The sequence below is a fragment of the Prauserella alba genome (assembly GCF_024171735.1).
In the GTDB taxonomy this organism is placed as follows: domain Bacteria; phylum Actinomycetota; class Actinomycetes; order Mycobacteriales; family Pseudonocardiaceae; genus Prauserella; species Prauserella alba.
In genome coordinates, this window is sequence record NZ_JAMTCH010000007.1 from 187261 (window position 1) to 206053 (window position 18793).

Here is an 18793-nt window from a genome sequence, read left to right on the forward strand (position 1 = left end):
CGCGGTGGCCGTCACGTCTGGTGCGGGCCGCGGCCGGAGCCGGCAGGCGCGCGTGCCAGACTGCGGCCCGTGGCGACACCCTCGTTGGATCAAGCGGCGAAGAGCGAACTGGCCAGGCTCGTCACCGAGTTGTGCGTGGTGCACGGCAAGGTGACGCTCGCGTCCGGTAAGGAGGCCGACTACTACGTCGACCTGCGCCGGGCCACTCTCCATCACGCGGCGGCGCCGCTCATGGGCACGTTGCTGCGGCAGTTGACGGCCGACTGGAACTACGTCGCGGTCGGCGGGCTCACCCTCGGTGCCGACCCGGTGGCGACGTCGATGCTGCACTCGGCCGCGGCCGACGGCATGGTGCTCGATGCGTTCGTCGTGCGGAAGAACCTCAAGGAACACGGCATGCAGCGCCGGATCGAGGGCATGGAGGTCGCGGGGCAGCGGGTGCTGGCCGTCGAGGACACGTCCACGACCGGCGGCAGTGTGCTCACGGCTGTGGAGGCGCTGAACGAGGCTGGCGCGACCGTGGTCGGCGTGGCGACGGTCGTCGACCGTGGCACCGGCGCGCGCGAGGCCATCGAAGAGGCGGGCCTCGAATACCGGTACCTCCTCGACCTCGACGACCTCGGCCTGTCCGCCACCTGACCACCACCGGGCGACCCCCGAACAGCCCAGCGCGCTAGTGCCCCCAAGGGCACCTTGGTGGCACTCAATGCAACCAAGGTGCCCTTGGGGGCGTTTTCGCTCCGCGTTCCCTAACGCAACGAATATGTCGGTCTCACCCACAAGGGTGGGCATAACGGGCAGACTTCCGCCGTCCTCGCGATGAAGGGAGTCGATGTTGCCTACCGAACGCGCTGGGGTGACCCGTCGTGGTCTGCTGCGCTCGATCGGCGTGGCCGGTGGTGCGGGCGCGATGTTCGAATCGATGCGCGCACTCGGCCTGGTCGCCTCGCCACAGGCGCTGGCCGTTCCGGACTTCCGTGCACCACACGCGGGCGACCTCGCCGCGGCGAACCGTGGCAAGACGGTCGTCATCCTCGGTGCGGGCGTCGCGGGGCTGACGGCTGCGTACGAGCTCGGCAAGGCCGGCTATCGGTGCATCGTGCTGGAGGCGAAGGACCGGGTCGGCGGTCGCGTCTGGACGGTTCGCTCGGGGACCACCGAGACCGACCTCGACGGCCACACCCAGACCGCCCGGTTCAGCAAGGACCCCGGCAGTTATCTCAACGCCGGGGCCGCGCGCATTCCGCAGTCGCACATCACCCTCGACTACTGCCGTGAGCTGGGCGTGCCGCTGGAGCCGCTGCTGGCTCACAACGCGAACAACCTCATCCACGGCGAGGGCTCCGGCGCGCAGCAGTACCGCACGGTGAAGGCCGATTACCAGGGTTACGTCTCCGAGCTGCTGTCGAAGGCCGTCGACCAGGGTGCGCTCGACGCCGAGCTGACCGCCGACGACAAGGAGGCGCTGCTGACGTTCCTGTCGTACTACGGCGACATCGGCGACAAGAACTCCGGATTCGCGTACACGGGGAGCAGCAGGCGCGGGTACGAGGTCGAACCCGGCGCCGCCGACCAGGCTGGGGTGCCGCTGGGGCCGCCGCCGTCGCTGTCGGAGGTGTTGTCGAGCCGGCTCGGCCGGTACCTGTCGTTCGAATCCCGGTACACCCACGCGATGACGTTGCTGCAGCCCGTCGGCGGGATGGACGCGATCACCGACGCCCTGCACACAGCCGCGAAACGCACCGGTGCCGAGGTGATCACGGGCGCCCCGGTGTCCGAGGTCCGCAACACCGACGCGGGCGTCGACGTCGTCCACCGTGGCCCCGGCGGCAAGGACACCCGGATCAGCGCGGACTTCTGCGTGGCGACGTTGCCGCCGAACCTGATGGCGGAGATCCCGACGAACCTCGACTCCAGGGTGACGTCCGCCCTGCGGTTCCCCGAGACGTTCTCCGCGGGGAAGCTCGGTCTCGAATACGACCGCCGGTGGTGGGAGCTGGACGAGCGGATCTACGGCGGCATCACCATGACCGAGCTGGATGTGCTCAACATCTGGTACCCGTCTCACGGTTTCCACAGCGGTCGCGGCGTCATCGTCGGCTACTACACCGAGGGGCCGTACTCCGAGGCCTACAGCCGGCTGACCCCCGCAGAACGTGAACGCCGCGCGCTGATGCAGGGCGCGAAGATCCACGGTGAGAAGTACCGCCGGGACATGCGCGCGTCGTTCTCCGTGTCGTGGGAGCGCACGCCGCACATCCAGGGCGGGTGGGTGCACTGGCCGTCCCGCGATTCCGGTGAGTACGACCTGCTGAACAAGCCCGCGGGCAACGTCTACTTCGCGGGTGACTGGCTCAGCCACTTCATCGCATGGCAGGCCGGGGCGATGGATTCGGCGCGATACGTCGTCACCGCGCTGCACGATCGGGTGCGCAATTCGTAGCGTTGAGCTGCCCGGTTACGGGGAACACCGAAAGCGCCGGGACAACGCATCGGCACCTGAACTGCATATCGGAACCATAACGGCCGGGGCGAAAACCTCCCCTTAGGTGTTTTCCCGGACGCGGAATGTCCTCGCGGCGGGCTATGTTGAGCGTGACAGGGGTTGAATCGCAGGGGGTTGTCGCCGGTCACCGGGGCAGGTGGGGTCTGATGTTGGGGCTGTTGACCGTCATGGTCACCGTCGTGCATTTCCTTGCGCTGGCCTACATCGGTCTCGGCGGTTTTTTGGCGTGGATGTGGCCGAGGACGTTCTTCGTCCACGCGCTGTTCGCGGCGTGGGGTGTCGCGGTGAATGTGTTCCCGCTCGCCTGTCCACTGACCGTGGTCGAGGACTTTCTGCGCGAGCAGCGCGGGCTCGGCCCGCTGCCCGGCGGTTTCAACGAGTACTACATCTACGGCACGCTGATTCCGCATTCGATGCTGCCGTTCGTCGCTGTCGCCGCGTTGTTGCTGGTCGCGGTGTCCTACGTGGGCGTGTACGTGCTGTGGCGGCACCGCGTGCACGAATCGCACGCCGGTCACGGCCACTCCGTGCGACTGGGCTGACGAACCGGCGCGCCCACCGCTGGACCGGCGGCGTCCGCGCACCCGCCGGACCGGGCACCCGGTCGGTCCGGGCAGTGGCCGCTCCGATGCCGCCCCGCGGGAGAATGGCGGCGTGACGTCTGATCCGACCGGCTCCGGCGAGCCGGGGCCGACCGAGTGGAGCGCGAACCCCGAGGTGGGCGTGGGCCCCTGGGACGGCCCGTGGCCGAACGACGAGCGTTACGACCCGGAACTGCTCGCCGAGGGCGACCGCCGCAACGTCGTCGACGCCTACCGGTACTGGCGGCGCGAGGCGATCGTCGCGGACATGGACACCCGGCGGCACCCGTTCCACGTGGCGATCGAGAACTGGCAGCACGACCACAACATCGGCACGGTGGTGCGGACGGCCAACGCGTTCGCCGCCGCGGCCGTGCACATCGTCGGCAAACGCCGTTGGAACCGCCGCGGTGCGATGGTCACCGACCGCTACCAGCACCTGCACCATCACCCGACGGTCGACGGGCTGGTCGAGTTCGCGGCCGCGCGGGCGCTGCCGATCGTGGCGGTGGACAACACGCCCGGCGCAGTGGCGCTCGAGACGGCGGCCATGCCCCGCGAGTGCGTGCTGTTGTTCGGCCAGGAGGGGCCGGGCCTGTCGAAGGCGGCGCAGGACGCGGCGGCACTCGTCGTCTCGATCGCGCAGTTCGGCACGACACGGTCGATCAACGCGGGGGTGGCCGCAGGCGTCGTCATGCACACCTGGGTGCGCCAGCACGCCGACGTCGCCGACGCGTGGGGCTGAGCGGTCACGCGGTCACGACGGTCGTCTGCACTCGGACGGGCGTGGCCAGGCTGTTCGCGACGAAACACCCGCGGTGTGCCTGCTCGGCGAGGTCGTGCACCGTCGCCTCGTCGGTGCCCGCCGCGACCCGAACGGTGACGTCCAGCTGAACGGGGTCGAGACGCGGCGGCCTCGCGGTGGTGTCGAGCCTGCTGGTGGCGTCGTCGGAGTAGGCGAGGACGGTGACACCCGCTCGTGCGGCGGCACCCAGGAACGACAGCATCTGGCACGACGACGCGGCCATGACGACGAGCTGCTCCGGATTGAGCCGGTCGGCCTCGCCACGGAAGGCCGGGTCCGCGCTCAGGTCGACCGACGTCGCGGCGGGAGGGGCGGTTGCCGTGTGGGAGCGGGAGTAGGAGCGGATGCCGCCGGCGGTGGAGCCGGACCAGTGCAGGTGTGTCTCGTAGTCGGTCATGAGCCGGACCGTAGGCGCGGAATCCTTCGGCACTCGCCGAAACGTCCGCGACGTACGGTTGCACCATGAGCAGTGAGCGCGACCTCACGCGGGTCGGTGCCGCGTTGGCGGCGCCCGCACGCTCGGTCTTCGTCAACCTGCTGCTGGACGGGACCGCGCGGCCCGCGGGCGAGCTCGGCCGGGCCGCAGGGGTACGTGCCTCGACGGCATCGGAGCACCTCGGAGTGCTCATGGAGGCGGGCCTCGTAACGCGTGAGAAGCACGGCCGGTACCACTACTATTCGCTCGCGGGGCCGGAGGTCGCGTTGGCGCTGGAGTCGCTCGGGCCACTGGCGGACGGCGTTCCCGTGACGAGCCTGCGCCGCAGTCGGCAGGCGCGGCGATTGGCCGCTGCACGGTTCTGCTACGACCACCTCGCGGGAAGGCTGGCCGTCGCGTTGGCCGACGCCTGGACGCACCACGGCTGGCTGCACGAGCGCGATGTGCTGGCGCCCACCGACGCGGGCGTCGACGGACTGTGCGACCTCGGCGTGGACGTCGAGAATGCCGTGCGGGCGCGGCGGCCCACGGTTCGAGCGTGTCTGGATTGGACGGAGCGTCGGCCGCATCTCGGTGGTGCACTGGGAGTTGCGGTCGCGCTCCGCTTCGTCGAAACGGGCTGGGTGGTACGGCATCCGTCCGGACGCGGCGTGGACGTCACCCCGGCGGGCCGCGACCTTCTCCGACGGAAGTGGGGAATCCTCGTTTGAGCCGCCGGGCCGGAGGTTCCTACGCCAACACGTGAATCCGCAACACGGGCCCCGGAGTCGGCAACACGAGCCCCGGAACACGCAACACGGGCCCCGGAGTCCGCAACACGGCGTCAGTTGGTCGGGGTGAGGGTGACCGGGATTCCGCCCAGTGCGGCGGTTCCCGTGGGAACGTCGAGGGCCCGGTCGTCGGTGAGCACGTTGGCGTTCGCCCCGCTGTGCCGGGTCGCCACGGCGGTCCGCACGCCCGCGACGTCGTGTCCCCAGCCGTGCGGAATGCTCACCACGCCCGGCCGCATCGTGTCGGTGATCTCCACCGGCACGTCGATCGATCCGGTGCGGGCGGTGACGGTCACCGGGTCGCCGTCGACGAGCCCCAGTCTGCCTGCGTCCTCGGGATGCAGTTGCGCCGTGCACCGGTTGCTGCCGCGCACGAGCGGTTCGAGGTTGTGCATCCACGAGTTGTTCGACCCCAGTTGCCGCCTGCCGATCAGGATCAGGTCCGTCGGCCTGCTGGTCGCGCTCCCGCCGGGGCCCCGCCTGCCGGAGCCCGCGGACTCGGGCGTCGATCGCGCGGTGCGCGACAGCGAGGCCGCCAACCGGGGGACGTCCGACACGATCTCCTCGGGTGCCAGTTCGACCTTGCCGCTCTCGGTGGCCAGCACGCCTGGGATGCGTGGCCGCATCGGGCCGAGGTCGACACCGTGCGGGGCGGCCTCGAGGTCGGCGAGCGTCAGCTCGAACGGTCCCGCGCGCAACATCAGGTCGACGATCCGCTCAGGCCCGCGCCGGGTGTCGTCCGCCGCGACGCCGTAGCGGTCCGCCAGGTCGGCGGCCAGCAGGTCGTCGAGCGCCTCGACGTCGGCATCCGGACCCTGACCGGCGATGACACCACTGAGCCGCAGCAGCGTTCGCCATTCCTGCGGGACGTCGGAGGTAAGCGTGGCCGGGGTCCAGTTCGCGACGCTGCGCACCGCGAGTTGATACAACGTCACGTCGTAGTGCGGCCGTTCGAGCGGGCTCGGCGCGGGCAGCACGACGTCGGCGTGGCGGGTGGTCTCGTTGCGGTAGATGTCGATCGACACCATGAAGTCGAGGTCGGCCATCGCGGCATCGAGGCGGGCCGCGTTGGGCGCGCTCAGGGACGGGTTCCCCGCGATCGTGATCAGCGCGCGCACCCGGCCGTCGCCGGGGGTTTCGATCTCGTCGGCGAGCGTCGCGACGGGCACCTCACCGAGGACCTCGGGAAGGCCGCGGACGCGGGTGTGACGGCGTCCGGCGCGGAACGGCTTGCCGGGCGCGGTGTTCGCCTGGCCCGCGGCCGCGAGGGGGAACATCGCGCAGCCCTCGCGGTCGAGGTGACCCGTGAGCACGTTCAGCACGTCCACGAGCCAGCTGGTCAGCGTGCCGAATTCCTGCGTCGTGGTGCCGATCCGGCCGTAGACCGCGGCGCGGTCGGCGGTGGCGAGGTCGCGGGCGAGCCGCCGGATGTCGGCCGAGGCCAGGCCCGTCGCGTCGGCGACCGTCTCCGGGGAGAAATCCGCCGCCAGCTCGCGCACCTCGTCCACCCCGGTGACGTGGCCGGCGAGCGTGCCCAGCCGCACGAGGTTCTCGGCGAACAGCGTGTGCACCATCGCCAGCAACAGCAGCGCGTCGGCGCCCGGGCGGACGGCGTGGTGCTCGTCGGCGAACTCGGCCGTGCGCGTGCGCCGCGGGTCGACCACGACGATCCGCCCGCCGCGGTCCCGGATCCCGCGCAGCCGCGCCCGCACGTCACCGGCCGTCATCAGGCTGCCGTTGGACACGAGCGGGTTCGCACCGAGCACGAGAAGGTACTCGGTGCGGTCCAGGTCGGGCACGGGGATCGTCATGCCGCCGCCGAACAGGTACCCCGACGAGTAGTGCTTCGGGATCTGGTCGACGGTGCCGGCCGTGTAGACGTTCGTGGTGCGCAGCGCCTTGACGAGTGCGCGCAGGTACGCCGAGGCGGACACGTTGTGCGAAACGGGGTTGCCGACGTAGACGGCGACTGCGTCCCGGCCGTGGGTGTCGATGATTCCGGGCAGGCGGGCGTCGATCTCGGCGAACGCCTCGTCCCACGACGCCTCGACGAGTTCGCCGCCGCGGCGGACCAACGGTGTGCGCAGGCGGTCCGGGTCGTGGTGCAGTGCGCCGAGCGACGCGCCCTTCGGGCACACGTAACCGTGGGAGAGCACGTCGTCGCGGTCGCCGCGGACGCGGGTGACCGTCGCGTCGTCCAGCGTGACCTCGAGTCCGCAGGTCGCCTCACACAGCGGACAAGTGACATATGCCGTTGTCATGGCCCGATGGTGACACCGGACACAGCCGACTGTCGATGTTCACGAGCGCAGCCGTATCGGCGTGCGTCAGGTGGTCGTGCCGGGTGCAGAACACGCGCGCCCGAATGCAGGACACGCGGTGCTGAGTGCAGGACACGCGGGCCCGGTCACGTCAGCGTGTCGGTCAGGGAGTCCGGTTCTCCGGCGGGCAGCCGCACGAGGTCCGGTGGCGCCACGACGGGGGCAGGCGCACCGTCTCCGGTTCGCGATCCGGGTCCTTCAGCCTGGCGAGCAGCAGGCGCATCGCCTCGCTGCCCATGTCGGCGACGGACTGGGCGATCGTCGTCAGCGGCGGGTCGACGAGATCGGCCCATTCCGGTTCGTCGAAGCACGCGAGCGCGAGATCGGTGCCGATCCGCAGCCCGCGCCGCCGTGCCTCGACGACCACTCCCGCGGCCATCGCGTCGTCGGCGGCGAGCACGGCCGTCGGTGGTTCGGGCAGTTCCAGCAACGACGCCAGTGCCGCGGCGCCGCCGTCGCGGCTGCGGTCACCGGTCGCGACCAGTTCAGGGCTCCACGGCACGCGTGCTCGGCCGAGGCCGAGCCGGTATCCCAGCACGCGTTCGTCGCTGGTGACCTGGCCTTCCGGGCCGCTGACCAGCCCGATCCGCCGGTGGGCCCGTGCGGCCACGTGTTCGGTGAGCGCCGACATCGCCTGAATGTTCTCGGGGCCGACCTGATCGATGTCGCTGCGCGTGGTCAGCCGGTCGAGTAGCACGGTCGGCACGTCCGCGGCGAGCAGCTCGTCGACGACGTCGCGGTCGTCGGGTGCCGACACGAGCACCACGCCCTCGATGCGGTGAGCCCGCAGGGCGCGGACGACGGAACGTTCGGTGTCGGTGTCGTCGTGGGTGTCGGAGAGCAGCACGGTGTAGCCGGCTGCCGCGGCTTCGCGCTCGACGGCCTGTACGAGCGTGGCGATGTGGGGACTGCCGCTGAGCGACACGGCCAGTCCTATCGTCTGCGTCCCGCCTGTGACCAGCGACCGGGCGATGACGTCTCCCGTGTAGCCGGTGCGCTCGACCGCGGCGAGCACCGCTTCGCGGGTCGCGGGCGCCACGGCTCTGGTGTCGTTCACGACGTGTGACACGGTGGTGATCGACACTCCGGCCAGTTCGGCGATGTCGCGTTGGGTCGGCCGGCTCGGTCTCTTCGGCACGGGGACGACGGACTCCTTCCCGATCGGCGGCAAGCGTTTGCGCACTCGATTGCGCGGCACCATACCGCTGCCTACCGTCGATCCTGATCGACACCCGGTGCGGCGGTGGGGCACGCGACCCGGCCGGTGCAGGGGGTCGGCGAGCCGGCGTTGCGATGCAGGGGTCATGATGGGAGCGAGATGACGACGTTTGATGATCTGCTGGCGCGCGCCGAGGCGCTCGCCGCATCCGGCGGCAGGCGTGTGCTGGGCATCGCGGGATGCCCGGCTTCCGGCAAGACGACCTTGGCGTGGCGACTGGCGGGCGCGCTCGGCAACCGCGCGAAGGTGGTCGGCATGGACGGCTTCCACCTCGCGCAGGTGGAGCTCGCCAGGCTGGGCAACGCCGACCGCAAGGGCGCACCGGATACGTTCGACGGCCCCGGGTACGTCCACCTGGTGCGCAGGCTGGCCGCGGGTGACGAGCGCGTCTACGCGCCGGAGTTCCGCAGGGAGATCGAGGAGCCCATCGCGGGTGCCGTCGCCGTGCCCGAGGACGTGCCGCTCGTGATCACCGAGGGCAACTATCTGCTGCTCGACACCGAACCGTGGGCGCAACTCCGGCCGCTGCTGAACGAGGCGTGGTTCCTGGAGCCGGACGAGCAGGTGCGCCTCGAACGGCTCGTGTCGCGGCACCGCAAGTACGGCCGATCGCTCGTCGAGGCGCAGCAGCGCGCGTGGGGTTCGGACCAGCGCAACGCCGACCTCGTCGCGCCGAGTGCCGCCCGTGCCGACCTCGTCGTCAAGGACATGGAGCTGCCTACCTTCGCGGTGTGACCCCGGCCGAAGCCGGTTGTCCACAGGCCTGGGGACAAGTGTGAGTTATCCACAGGCCTGTCCACACGTGGATTGCAGTTTGCAGGTGCTGCGCCGCCGGGCGAGAAACGCTTCGCGGGGCGGGAGGGCGTGGAGTAGCCTGGGCGGCGGCCTGCTGCCGTTCTTGGGAGTCCACGACATGCTGGGTGACGCCTGACCGCTCCGCGTTGATCAGCTTGCGTCGATGTCGCACTTGCGTCGTCGAACAGCTTGCGTCGATATCCAGCTTGCGTCGATGTCACGGCGTGCGCCGATCCGCGGAGTAGCCACCGCTGGTGGCCGCCAGTCCGCGTCCGCGTCACTCGACTCCCGAGGTATCAGCCGTGTCCCATGCTTCTTCCGGCTCGCCGTCCGTCCCCGGATCGGCCGCGACGAGTTCGTCGCCGTCGATCGTCTGCTCGCACCTGTCGTTCTCGTGGCCCGACGACACTCCGTTGTTCGACGATCTCTCGCTGGCCGTCGGCCCGGGTCGCACCGGCCTCGTCGCGCCGAACGGGTCGGGCAAGAGCACACTCCTCGCCCTCATCGCGGGGCTGCGAAGGCCGAGTTCGGGCACGGTCACCGTCGACGGGGTGCTCGGCCACCTGCCGCAGACGCTGCCGTACCGCGGTGACCTGACGGTGGCCGACGTGCTGGGTGTCGCGCCCGTGCTGGCTGCGCTGGCCGCGGTCGAGGCCGGTGACGTCGACGAACGCCACTTCACCGTGATCGGCAACGACTGGGACGTCGAACAGCGGTCCACGGCGCAGCTCGACCGGCTCGGTCTCACGGGCGTCGAGCTGACGCGGCCGCTGCACACGTTGTCGGGCGGGCAGATCACGGCGCTCGGGCTCGCCGCGGAACTGCTCGCCGAGCCGGATGTCCTGCTGCTCGACGAGCCGACCAACAACCTCGACGCCGACGTGCGGCACCGGCTCTACGACGTGTTGGACGGCTGGTCGGGCTGCCTGCTCGTGGTCAGTCACGACCGCGCACTGCTCGACCGGATGGACCGTATCGCCGAGCTCGACGGCGGCGAGGTTCGCTTCTTCGGCGGCGGTTACACGGCGTACGAGGAGGCGGTCGACGCGGAACAGCAGACGGCTCAGCAACGGATCCGCACCGCGAAACAGCAGGTCAAGCGTGAGAAGCGGGAGATGCAGCAGGCTCGCGAGCGTGCCGATCGGCGGGCGAGCACCGGTTCGAGGAAAGCCGCCGAGGCGGGCCTGCCGAAGATCGTCGCCGGGGAGCTGAAACGTAAGGCGCAGGTTTCGGCGGCCAAGACCGACGACGTGCACGGCGCCCGCCTCACGCAGGCGCGCGCACGCCTCGACGATGCTCAGCGCTCGCTGCGCGACGACGACACGATCGTCGTCGACCTGCCGCAGACCAGCCTGCCCGCGGGGCGAACCGTGTTCGACGGCGAAGGCATCCGCGTGCGTGAGCTGTTCGACCCCGACCCGGTGGCCGGCCCCGACCGGGTGGTCGAGGCCGAGCCGGCGGTCGAGGCCGAGCCCGGCGGTGGAGCAGCCGAGGCGGCCGGTGTCGTCGTCGAGCCCGGGCTGGACCTGTCGATCCGTGGGCCCGAGCGAATCGTGCTGACCGGGCCGAACGGGTCCGGAAAGTCGACGTTGCTACGGGTGATCAGCGGAGACCTCGCCCCTGACGGCGGCCGGGTTCGGCGGCTCGACGGGCGGGTGGCGCAGCTGACGCAGCGACTCGACGTGCTGGATGCCGACCGCTCGGTGGCCGAGAACCTCGAGGTGTTCGCGCCGTCGATGCCGCCCGTCGACAGGATGAATCTGCTCGCGCGGTTCCTGTTCAGGGGTGACGGCGCCCGGCGTCCGGTGCGGTCCCTTTCGGGTGGCGAGCTGTTGCGGGCCACGCTGGTGTGCACGTTGTTCGCCGAACCCGCGCCGCAGTTGCTGCTGCTCGACGAGCCGACGAACAACCTGGACCTCGTCAGCGTCGGTCAGCTGGAGAGCGCGCTGCGGTCGTACGAGGGTGCGCTCGTGGTCGTCAGTCACGACGAACGCTTCCTGTCAGCCGTCCGGCCGACGCGCCGCCTCGACCTGCGTCACGGAACGTTGCGCGAGGAGTAGGCCGTGACGCCCCCAAGGGCACCTTTGGCGCACTCAACGCCACCAAGGTGCCCTTGGGGGCAAGCAACGCTGGTCTGGTCGGGTGTCGCCCGGTCAGGCGGGGTTCTCGGCGTCCGCCGTGGGCTTGCGGGTCTCCTTGCGGTAGCGGATCACGCCGTAGACGGTGCTGACGATGCAGAACACGACGCTGACCCAGATCAGGCCCTCGGTGAGCCACGGCATGTGGGAGATCAGGCCCGCGCCGTAGAAACCGATGAGGACGAGCGTCGGCACCCAGATGATGGCGCCCACCGTGGTCGACGCCATGAATCGCCGCATCTCCATCTGCGCGGCGCCGGCCAGCATGGGCGCGACCGTCCGCACGTACGGGATCCATCGTGCCGCGACGATCGCGAGGAAACCCCAGCGTTGGAGGAACGCGTGCGCCCGGTCGAGGTTGCGCTGGTTGAGGACCTTGCCGTCCCGGCCCGCGACGAACCGGGTTCCGGTGCGGTCGCCGACGAAGTAGCCGACCCGGTTGCCCACGATCGCCGCCAGGAGTCCCGCCAGTGCCATCGCCCACACCTCGACGTCGCTGGCGCCGTCCTGCGCCAGGATGAGGCCTGCGATGAACAGCAGCGAGTCGCCCGGCAGGAACAAGCCCAGGATCAACGCGCACTCGATGAACACGAAGCCGAGCACGACGATCCACAGCAGCACCGGCCCGACCGTCGCGAGCCAGTCCAAGCCGAAGCCGGCGCCCATCGCGTACGCACCACTCACAGCGACCCAGCGTACGTGGCCGCGTCGGCGTATCACCCGCAAGTACCGAAATCAGTGTCTCGCGGGCCGGATCACCGACGCGAAATGTCACATCTCGGGGAGCTGTTCGCCCTGGACGAGCTGCAAGTCGATCTCCACTTTGACGGTGGTGCCGACCGCGGCGACACCGGCGCGAACCATCGCGTTGTAGTTGATCGCGAAGTCGTCACGGCGCAGCTGAGTCTCGGCGTGGAACGCGGCGCGGGTGCCACCCCACGGGTCCGGCCCGTAGCCGCCGTAGGTCATCTCGAGCGTGACCGGCTTGCGTTCCCCGTGCAGGGTGAGCTCGCCCTCCATGGTCCACTCGGCCGAACCCCGCTGGACGAGACCGGTGCTGACGAAGTCGATCGTCGGGAAGCCCGCCACGTCGAGGAACTCGGCCGAGCGCAGGTGGTCGTCGCGCATCTTGATGCCGGTGTCGATGGTGTCGGCGCTGATCCGGGCGTGCACGACCGACTGCTCGACCGGCCTGGCGATGTCCACCCGTCCCTGCACCTCACCGAACCGGCCCCTGATGCTGGAGATGCCGAGGTGGCGCGCAGCGAACTGCACGGACGAGTGCATCGGGTCGATCACCCACGGTCCGGTGGGCGGCAGTTCGATGGCGCCCTCCTCCGGTTCGAGGACGATCTCGCCGAGTTCGGCCCCGCCCGTGCTGCCGACCTGGGCCGTGCGGGCGACGGGCAGGTAGCCGGCCGCGGTGACGACCGCCGTGTAGACGCCGGGGTCGAGCAGGCCGGTGCCCAGCGCGCCCTGGGCGTCGGCGGTGGCGTGTGCGGCCTGCCGTCCGCTGAGGTCGGTGATGGTGAGGACGGCGTGCTCGATTCCCCAGCCGTCGGTCGTGCGGACGGTGGCGGACAGTCCGGGCATCAGAGGTCGTTTCCCTTCACTCGCGTGAGCACGTGTTCGTACCCCGGCCGGTCGTCGTGGGGTGGCTATGCCTTCGCCCTGCGGACGTCGTCGGTGAACTCGACGTCACGCGGCGCGGTACCGCCGGCACGGTCGGCGTCGGCGGCGTCGTGGGTGTCGGCGTCGTCGCTGCCGGCGGGCGGAGCCGTCCCCCGCGGACGGCGAGGACGTAGCGGTCCGCGCCGACTGCGGTGAGTGAAGGGCTGCCATCCGTTCGTGTGATGCTAGCGCTGATCATGACGGCACCGGAATCGGCCGGTGTCGCCGCCGGACCCGCGTTCCCGCCCCTCGGCGAGGTCGGTCCGCGTGCGGCGGATGCCCCGGTCAAGCCCGGTTCCCGGGCGCGGCGTCGCCACGTTCCGGGTCGTCTCCGCCGGGCGTGCGGTCGCCCGGGCCGCCACCACTGCTCTCGGGGGCGCTGCTCTCGGGGGTGTCGTTCTCCTCACCGTCGTTGTTCTCGGTGGTTTCGCTCAGGCCCTGCTGGAACTGTTCGATCTCGGCGTTGAGCCGGTCGAGCAGGGAGGCGACGGCGACGCGGTCCTCCCGCGGCCAGTCCTGCAGCATCGAGGCGATCCACTGCGCGCGCAGCTTGCGGTTCTCCTCGAACACGCGCAGCCCTTCGCCTGTCGGTGCGAGCAGGGTGGCCCGCCCGTCCTCGGGGTCGGCGGTGCGTTCCACCAGCCCGTGCTGCACGAGTGTGCTGCTCTGCCTGCTGACGGTGGAGATGTCCGAGTGCAGGGCGTCGGCGAGTGCGGACGTGCGTTGCGGACCGTTGTTGACCAGGTAGAACAGAATCGCGTAAGCGGCTCGTTCGATGCCGTCCGGGCCGATCTTGGACAGGTAGGATTTCGTCTTCGCCATCGCTCGGTAGAACCGCACGAGCTGGCCGCCGAGCGCGTCCGCGACGTCGAGGTCGTCCTGGGAGGGAACTGTCATGGGGTGGTCTTTCGCCGCGGGGTCGGTGGCTCCTCGTCGGGGCCGGCCGTCACCTCGGACCGGCCGGGAACGGGAATCCGGGGCACGGCCCCCTTTTATTTGACGTGTACAACTATCTTACCGCAGCCGGTGACGTTCGGGCAGGTCCGATCGACACCGGCTGTTGTGAAGGACGGCACGTACTTACCGGTTCGGGTGAGGCCGGATTACGGTGCAGATCATGGCCAGTACCTCCCCGGCCGGCACCGTAGCCGGTCTCGTGGACCTGCTCACCGCTCGCCTCGGTACCTCCGGCGTGCTCACCGACCCCGACGTCATGGCGGCCTACTCGCGTGACCGTCTGCCGCTCGCGCCCTCCGGCACCCCGCTCGCCGTCGCGCTGCCGTCGTCCACCGAGGAGGTGCAGGCCGTTGTCCGTGCGTGCGCCGACGCGGGGGTGCCGGTCGTGCCACGCGGAGCGGGCAGCGGGTTGTGCGGCGGCGCCAACGCGCTCGACGGCTGTGTCGTCCTGGCGCTGACCCGGATGAACCGGATCGTCGAGGTCGATGCGGCCAACCGGGTCGCCGTCGTCGAACCCGGTGTCGTCAACGCCGACCTGCGCGAGGCCGTCGCCGCCCACGACCTGTTCTATCCGCCGGATCCCGCAAGCTACGACTTCTGCACCCTCGGCGGCAATCTCGCCACCAACGCGGGCGGCCTGTGCTGTGTGAAGTACGGCGTGACGAGCGATTCGGTGCTGGGGCTCGACGTGGTGCTCGCCGACGGATCGCTGCTGCGGACCGGCAGGCGCACCGTCAAAGGCGTCGCCGGCTACGACCTGACGAAGCTGTTCGTCGGCAGTGAGGGCACGCTCGGCGTGATCACCCGGGCGACGCTGGCGCTGCGGCCGTTGCCGCAGGCACCCGGCACGCTCGTCGCCTCGTTCGCCGACACCGCCGACGCGGGCACCGCGGTCACCAGGATCGTGGGCGAGGGTCTCGTGCCGTCGCTGATGGAGATCATGGACGCCACGACCGTGCGCGCCGTCGAACAGCACCTCGGCACGGATCTCGGCAGCGGTGACGGCGGCGGCACCTTGCTGCTGTGTCAGTCGGACGCGGGCGGCGAGGCGGCGTCCCGTGAGCTGGCCGCACTGGAACGCGTGTGCTCCGAATCGGGCGCCGCGCTGGTGCACGCCACGACCGACGTCGCCGAAGGGGGCCTGCTGATGCAGGCGAGGCGCTCGGTGCATCCGGCGATCGAGAGCATGGGCGCCCAGCACATGATCGACGACGTGTGTGTCCCGCGGACCCGCATCGCCGAACTGATCGACGGCTGCGCTCGGATCTCCGAGGACGTCGGCCTGCGCATCGTCGTCAACGGACATGCGGGCGACGGCAACATGCACCCCACCGTGATCTACGACGGCGACGACGAGTTCGCCCGTGCGCGGCAGGCGTTCGACGCGATCTGCGAACTCGGTCTGTCGCTCGGTGGCACGGTCAGCGGCGAGCACGGCATCGGCAAGTTCAAGCAGGACCTGCTGGCCCGCGAACTCGGCCCCGTGGGGCTGCGCGTGCACCGCGACATCCGCCGAGCGCTCGACCCGCACGGCGTCTTCAACCCCGGCTCGATGTTCGAGTGATGAATTGCGGCGATCTGCGTCGCGGTGCGGGTGGGCAGCCCGGCGTCAGGCGATGGTGAGCAGGCCGATGACGCAGCCGCAGGCCAGGCCGAGGACCGCGGCGAGCAGCATGATCCAGGGCAGCGTGACCTGCAGGCCGCTGTTGTCGGCGCGGTGGTGGCGGCCACCGGTGCGCGTGACGGCGGGCTGCGCAGCCGACGCGGATGCGGCCGACATGGACGTGGACGCGGCTGACGTGGATTCCGGGGTGGCTGCGGGCTCGACGGCTTGCGCCGGGGGTGCGGTCTGGGCGTCGAGTGCGGCACGTTCGCGTTCGAGGGAACCTTCGCCCGCGCCGGACAACAGCCCGTAGCCGCCGGGGGTCTCGACGACGGGTGCCTGCCCGGCGGATTCCGGCTGGTGGTCGGCGTGCTGCGGCGCCGGGTGCCCAGCGGGAGGCGCGTTGCGAGCCTGTGCCCGCAACGCCTCGGCCAGCAGGCGCTCGGGGTCGTCGCTCATCGCTGCCCAGCGTAATGCTGTCGGCCGCGGCGGGTCAGCCGGTGCTCGGACGGGTTGCGAGCGCGTCACTCCGTGGTGACCCACTGTCCCACATGCATCACGCGCTGTGTTTCGAGTTCGCTGCCGAGCACCACCAGATCGGCACGCAGGCCTGCGGCGAGGCTGCCGACCTCATGGTCGAGGCCGAGCGATCGCGCGGGCCGCGTGGCCGTGGCGTGGACGGCGTCGGCGATGCTCATGCCGACGTCGGCGACGACGTTGCGGAACGCCGCGTCCATGGTCAGCGTGCTGCCTGCGAGTGCACCGGACCCCGGGATCCTGGCCACGCCGTTTCGCACCTCGACGTCCAGCGCGCCGAGGGTGTAGTCGCCGTCGGGGGCGCCGGTGGCGGACATCGCATCGGTGATCAGGGTCGTGCGTTCGGGGCCCGCGTGGCGCGCGGCGAAGCGCACGACGTCGGGGTGCACGTGGATGAGGTCGCAGATCAGCTCGACGGTGACGCGGTCGTCGTCGAGCAGTGTGCCGACGGCGCCGGGTTCGCGGTGGTGCAGCGGCCGCATCGCGTTGAACAGGTGGGTCGCGACGGTGGCACCCGCGTCGACCGCGGCGCGCAGCTGTTCGGAACGGGCGTCGGTGTGGCCGAGTGCGGCGATCACCCCGTGTTCGGCGATCTGCCGCACCGCTTTGACGCCGCCCTGCAGTTCTGGCGCGAGCGTGATCATGCGGACCGGGCCCGCGTCGAGCAGCGCCGACACGGAGTCGCCGTCGGGCTCGCGCAGCGCGGCCGGGTCGTGCGCGCCGCAGCGTGCCTCGGCGAGGAACGGGCCCTCGAGGTGCACTCCGGCCAGCAGGCCGTCGGTGACCAGCTCGGTGAGCGCGGCGACCTGGTTCGTGAGCGTGGCGACCGGCTGGCTGACCAGGCTCGCGAGCATCGTCGTCGTCCCGTGGCGCAGGTGCGCGGCGACGGCGCGGGCCGCGTCGGCGGGATCGGTCGTCGAGAACGACGTGCCCCCACCGCCGTGACAGTGGGTGTCGACGAAACCGGGGACGACGAGGCAGCCTCCGACGTCGACGTGCTCGCGGGCCGCCGGTGCGGGCCCGGTGCCCGTCGCGGCGATGCGCTCCCCCGTGATCGCTACCCAGCCCTCGTCGGTCACCCCGCCGGGCAGGGCGAACCGGCCTCCGGAGAGGACGAGGTCCGGAGGTTCGGACGTGCGGTCGTCGGGAGTGCTCACGAAGCCATCCTATTGGTCCAGACCAGCGCGCGGCCATATGGCGGACACGTGACGTGTTCGTGAGTGCGGTTTCCCGGACGTGCCGGATCCGAACCGGAAACACTCGCTGTGGGCGAAATGCGAGCAGGGCAGCCGCGGCGGTGAAGGCTACATCGCCTGCCACGTCGCGAGGAACGTCTGCGCGAGGTGACCGTGCGCACCGGGCAGGCAGTGGATGTCGCCGCGGGCGTCGGTGAACGTGAGCACGCGTCCGCGGCCCTCGATGTCGATCACGGTGAACGGCTTGCTGCGCACGTGCCGCGAGCCGGCCGTGCTCGCGGCGTAGACCTGGTGCACCGCCGAACGCGGCGCCCGCAGCTGCCGGAGCTCCCTCCGTCGTCGGGACCTGCCAGCGCCTCCCGCGGCAGCACCACGGGACGGGTGGCCGGTACGGCTGCGGGACGGTCTCGGGTGCTGTCGGCGAGGTGCGGCCGGGGAGCCGCTCAGCGTTTCGAATCGGGCATGGTGCGCTGCAACGCTTCGAGCGCCCGGCTGGCGGTGGACTTCACCGTGCCCTTCGAGATGCCCGTGGCCTCGGAGATCTCCGCCTCGGACAGGCCGCCGTAGTAACGCAGGACCAGCACCTCGCGCTGCCGCGGCGGCAGCTGGGACAACGCCTTCACCACGGCCTGGTGCTCGGTCGACAGCATCGCCAGACTCTCGGCCGACCGCGCGTTGACCGCATGCGGCGGGATGTACTCGCGCGCCGTCTTGCGCCTGCGCAGCACACTGCGTGACCCGTTGACGACCGCCGCGCGCAGGTATCCGACCGCGGCCGCCGCGTCGCGCAACTTCGCCCAGTTGCGGTGCAGCCCGGTGAACGCCTCCTGCACGACGTCCTCGGCCGTGGCGGGCTCGTCCACCAGCAGGATCGCCAGCCGGACGAGGCGCATGCGGTGCTGGCGGTAGAGGTCCTCGAGGGTCAGCGGACCCTCCGACGGGGCGTCGGAGGTCTCCTCGACGGGAGCGTCGAGCGTGCGCAGGTGCCGGAGCGTCTGCTCGACGGCGTTCGTCGCCCCGCCGTCACGGGGTGCACCCTCGTCGCCGGGCGCGCCGCCGTGACCGGCCGCGCCGCTGCGACCGGCCGCAGCGGCGTGACCGGCCGCACCGCCGTCGGCGGCGCCGCCGGCTGCTGCGCCGCGCTCGGCATTGCTCATCGAACCGTCCTTCGGTGCCGGGGACCTCACCGCGTGATCAGCGTATCGGGTCGGTGCGTACCCGACCCAGGATTCCCGCCAAGGTGATGTGCCCGACGTGA

The 18793-nt window shown here is 70.9% G+C and carries 17 protein-coding genes and 1 pseudogene; 8 read left to right on the top strand and 10 right to left on the bottom strand.

Features of this window, described 5'->3' with window-relative positions; genetic code table 11:
* The first annotated feature begins 69 nt into the window (after nt 1–69).
* The 4 genes from pyrE to LY12_RS22885 all read left to right on the top strand — a co-directional run bounded on the left by pyrE (nt 70) and on the right by LY12_RS22885 (nt 3832).
* Complete coding sequence (gene pyrE / locus LY12_RS22870) at nt 70–639, top strand: orotate phosphoribosyltransferase (RefSeq protein WP_253859520.1); 570 nt, start codon at nt 70–72, stop codon at nt 637–639.
* Between the two features lie 193 nt (nt 640–832).
* Nucleotides 833–2443, top strand: a complete 1611-nt coding sequence (locus LY12_RS22875) for a flavin monoamine oxidase family protein (protein WP_253859521.1) — start codon at nt 833–835, stop codon at nt 2441–2443.
* A 209-nt stretch (nt 2444–2652) separates the two neighbouring features.
* The gene (locus LY12_RS22880; RefSeq protein WP_253859522.1) at nt 2653–3048 is read left to right on the top strand and encodes a DUF2784 domain-containing protein; all 396 of its coding nucleotides are present in this window, start codon (nt 2653–2655) and stop codon (nt 3046–3048) included.
* 112 nt (nt 3049–3160) lie between these two features.
* Nucleotides 3161–3832, top strand: coding sequence for a TrmH family RNA methyltransferase (locus tag LY12_RS22885; RefSeq protein WP_253859523.1), 672 nt, complete (start codon nt 3161–3163; stop codon nt 3830–3832).
* A 4-nt stretch (nt 3833–3836) separates the two neighbouring features.
* On the opposite strand, the gene LY12_RS22890 is transcribed toward LY12_RS22885, so the two are convergent.
* The gene (locus LY12_RS22890) at nt 3837–4289 is read right to left on the bottom strand and encodes an OsmC family protein (RefSeq protein ID WP_253859524.1); all 453 of its coding nucleotides are present in this window, start codon (nt 4287–4289) and stop codon (nt 3837–3839) included.
* Between the two features lie 65 nt (nt 4290–4354).
* Here LY12_RS22890 and LY12_RS22895 point away from each other — a divergent pair, with 65 nt between their 5' ends.
* Entirely contained in the window at nt 4355–5038 is a 684-nt protein-coding gene (locus LY12_RS22895) for an ArsR/SmtB family transcription factor (RefSeq protein WP_253859525.1), read from the top strand.
* 113 nt (nt 5039–5151) lie between these two features.
* Here LY12_RS22895 and LY12_RS22900 read toward each other — a convergent pair whose 3' ends face one another.
* Both LY12_RS22900 and LY12_RS22905 read right to left on the bottom strand, forming a co-directional pair.
* Nucleotides 5152–7359 (bottom strand): molybdopterin-dependent oxidoreductase, encoded by a 2208-nt coding sequence (locus LY12_RS22900; protein ID WP_253859526.1) that lies wholly within the window; start codon nt 7357–7359, stop codon nt 5152–5154.
* Nucleotides 7360–7522: 163 nt separating this feature from the next.
* Entirely contained in the window at nt 7523–8557 is a 1035-nt protein-coding gene (locus tag LY12_RS22905; protein ID WP_253859527.1) for a LacI family DNA-binding transcriptional regulator, read from the bottom strand.
* Nucleotides 8558–8737: 180 nt separating this feature from the next.
* Here LY12_RS22905 and LY12_RS22910 point away from each other — a divergent pair, with 180 nt between their 5' ends.
* Together LY12_RS22910 and LY12_RS22915 are read left to right on the top strand one after the other, a co-directional pair.
* Entirely contained in the window at nt 8738–9373 is a 636-nt protein-coding gene (locus tag LY12_RS22910; RefSeq protein ID WP_253859528.1) for a nucleoside/nucleotide kinase family protein, read from the top strand.
* A 362-nt stretch (nt 9374–9735) separates the two neighbouring features.
* Complete coding sequence (locus tag LY12_RS22915; protein ID WP_372493606.1) at nt 9736–11493, top strand: ABC-F family ATP-binding cassette domain-containing protein; 1758 nt, start codon at nt 9736–9738, stop codon at nt 11491–11493.
* Nucleotides 11494–11586: 93 nt separating this feature from the next.
* Here LY12_RS22915 and LY12_RS22920 read toward each other — a convergent pair whose 3' ends face one another.
* From LY12_RS22920 to LY12_RS22930, 3 genes and pseudogenes are all read right to left on the bottom strand, one after another.
* Entirely contained in the window at nt 11587–12255 is a 669-nt protein-coding gene (locus LY12_RS22920) for a DedA family protein (RefSeq protein WP_372493607.1), read from the bottom strand.
* An 87-nt stretch (nt 12256–12342) separates the two neighbouring features.
* Entirely contained in the window at nt 12343–13164 is an 822-nt protein-coding gene (locus LY12_RS22925) for a YceI family protein (protein WP_253859529.1), read from the bottom strand.
* 504 nt (nt 13165–13668) lie between these two features.
* Nucleotides 13669–14139 (bottom strand): annotated as a pseudogene (locus LY12_RS22930) (MarR family winged helix-turn-helix transcriptional regulator); the annotation flags it as partial.
* A gap of 220 nt (nt 14140–14359) precedes the next feature.
* On the opposite strand from LY12_RS22930, the gene LY12_RS22935 reads away from it, so the two are divergent.
* Nucleotides 14360–15763 (top strand): FAD-binding oxidoreductase, encoded by a 1404-nt coding sequence (locus LY12_RS22935; RefSeq protein ID WP_253859530.1) that lies wholly within the window; start codon nt 14360–14362, stop codon nt 15761–15763.
* 45 nt (nt 15764–15808) lie between these two features.
* Here the strand turns inward: LY12_RS22935 and LY12_RS22940 are convergent, their stop codons facing one another.
* The 4 genes from LY12_RS22940 to LY12_RS22955 all read right to left on the bottom strand — a co-directional run bounded on the left by LY12_RS22940 (nt 15809) and on the right by LY12_RS22955 (nt 18692).
* Nucleotides 15809–16261, bottom strand: a complete 453-nt coding sequence (locus LY12_RS22940; protein WP_253859531.1) for a hypothetical protein — start codon at nt 16259–16261, stop codon at nt 15809–15811.
* Nucleotides 16262–16326: 65 nt separating this feature from the next.
* Entirely contained in the window at nt 16327–17496 is a 1170-nt protein-coding gene (gene nagA, locus LY12_RS22945; protein ID WP_253859532.1) for an N-acetylglucosamine-6-phosphate deacetylase, read from the bottom strand.
* Nucleotides 17497–17643: 147 nt separating this feature from the next.
* A complete protein-coding gene (locus tag LY12_RS22950; protein WP_253859533.1) occupies nt 17644–17832 on the bottom strand; it encodes a hypothetical protein in 189 nt (62 codons plus the stop codon).
* Between the two features lie 146 nt (nt 17833–17978).
* A complete protein-coding gene (locus LY12_RS22955; RefSeq protein ID WP_253859534.1) occupies nt 17979–18692 on the bottom strand; it encodes an RNA polymerase sigma factor in 714 nt (237 codons plus the stop codon).
* Nucleotides 18693–18793: the final 101 nt, after the last annotated feature.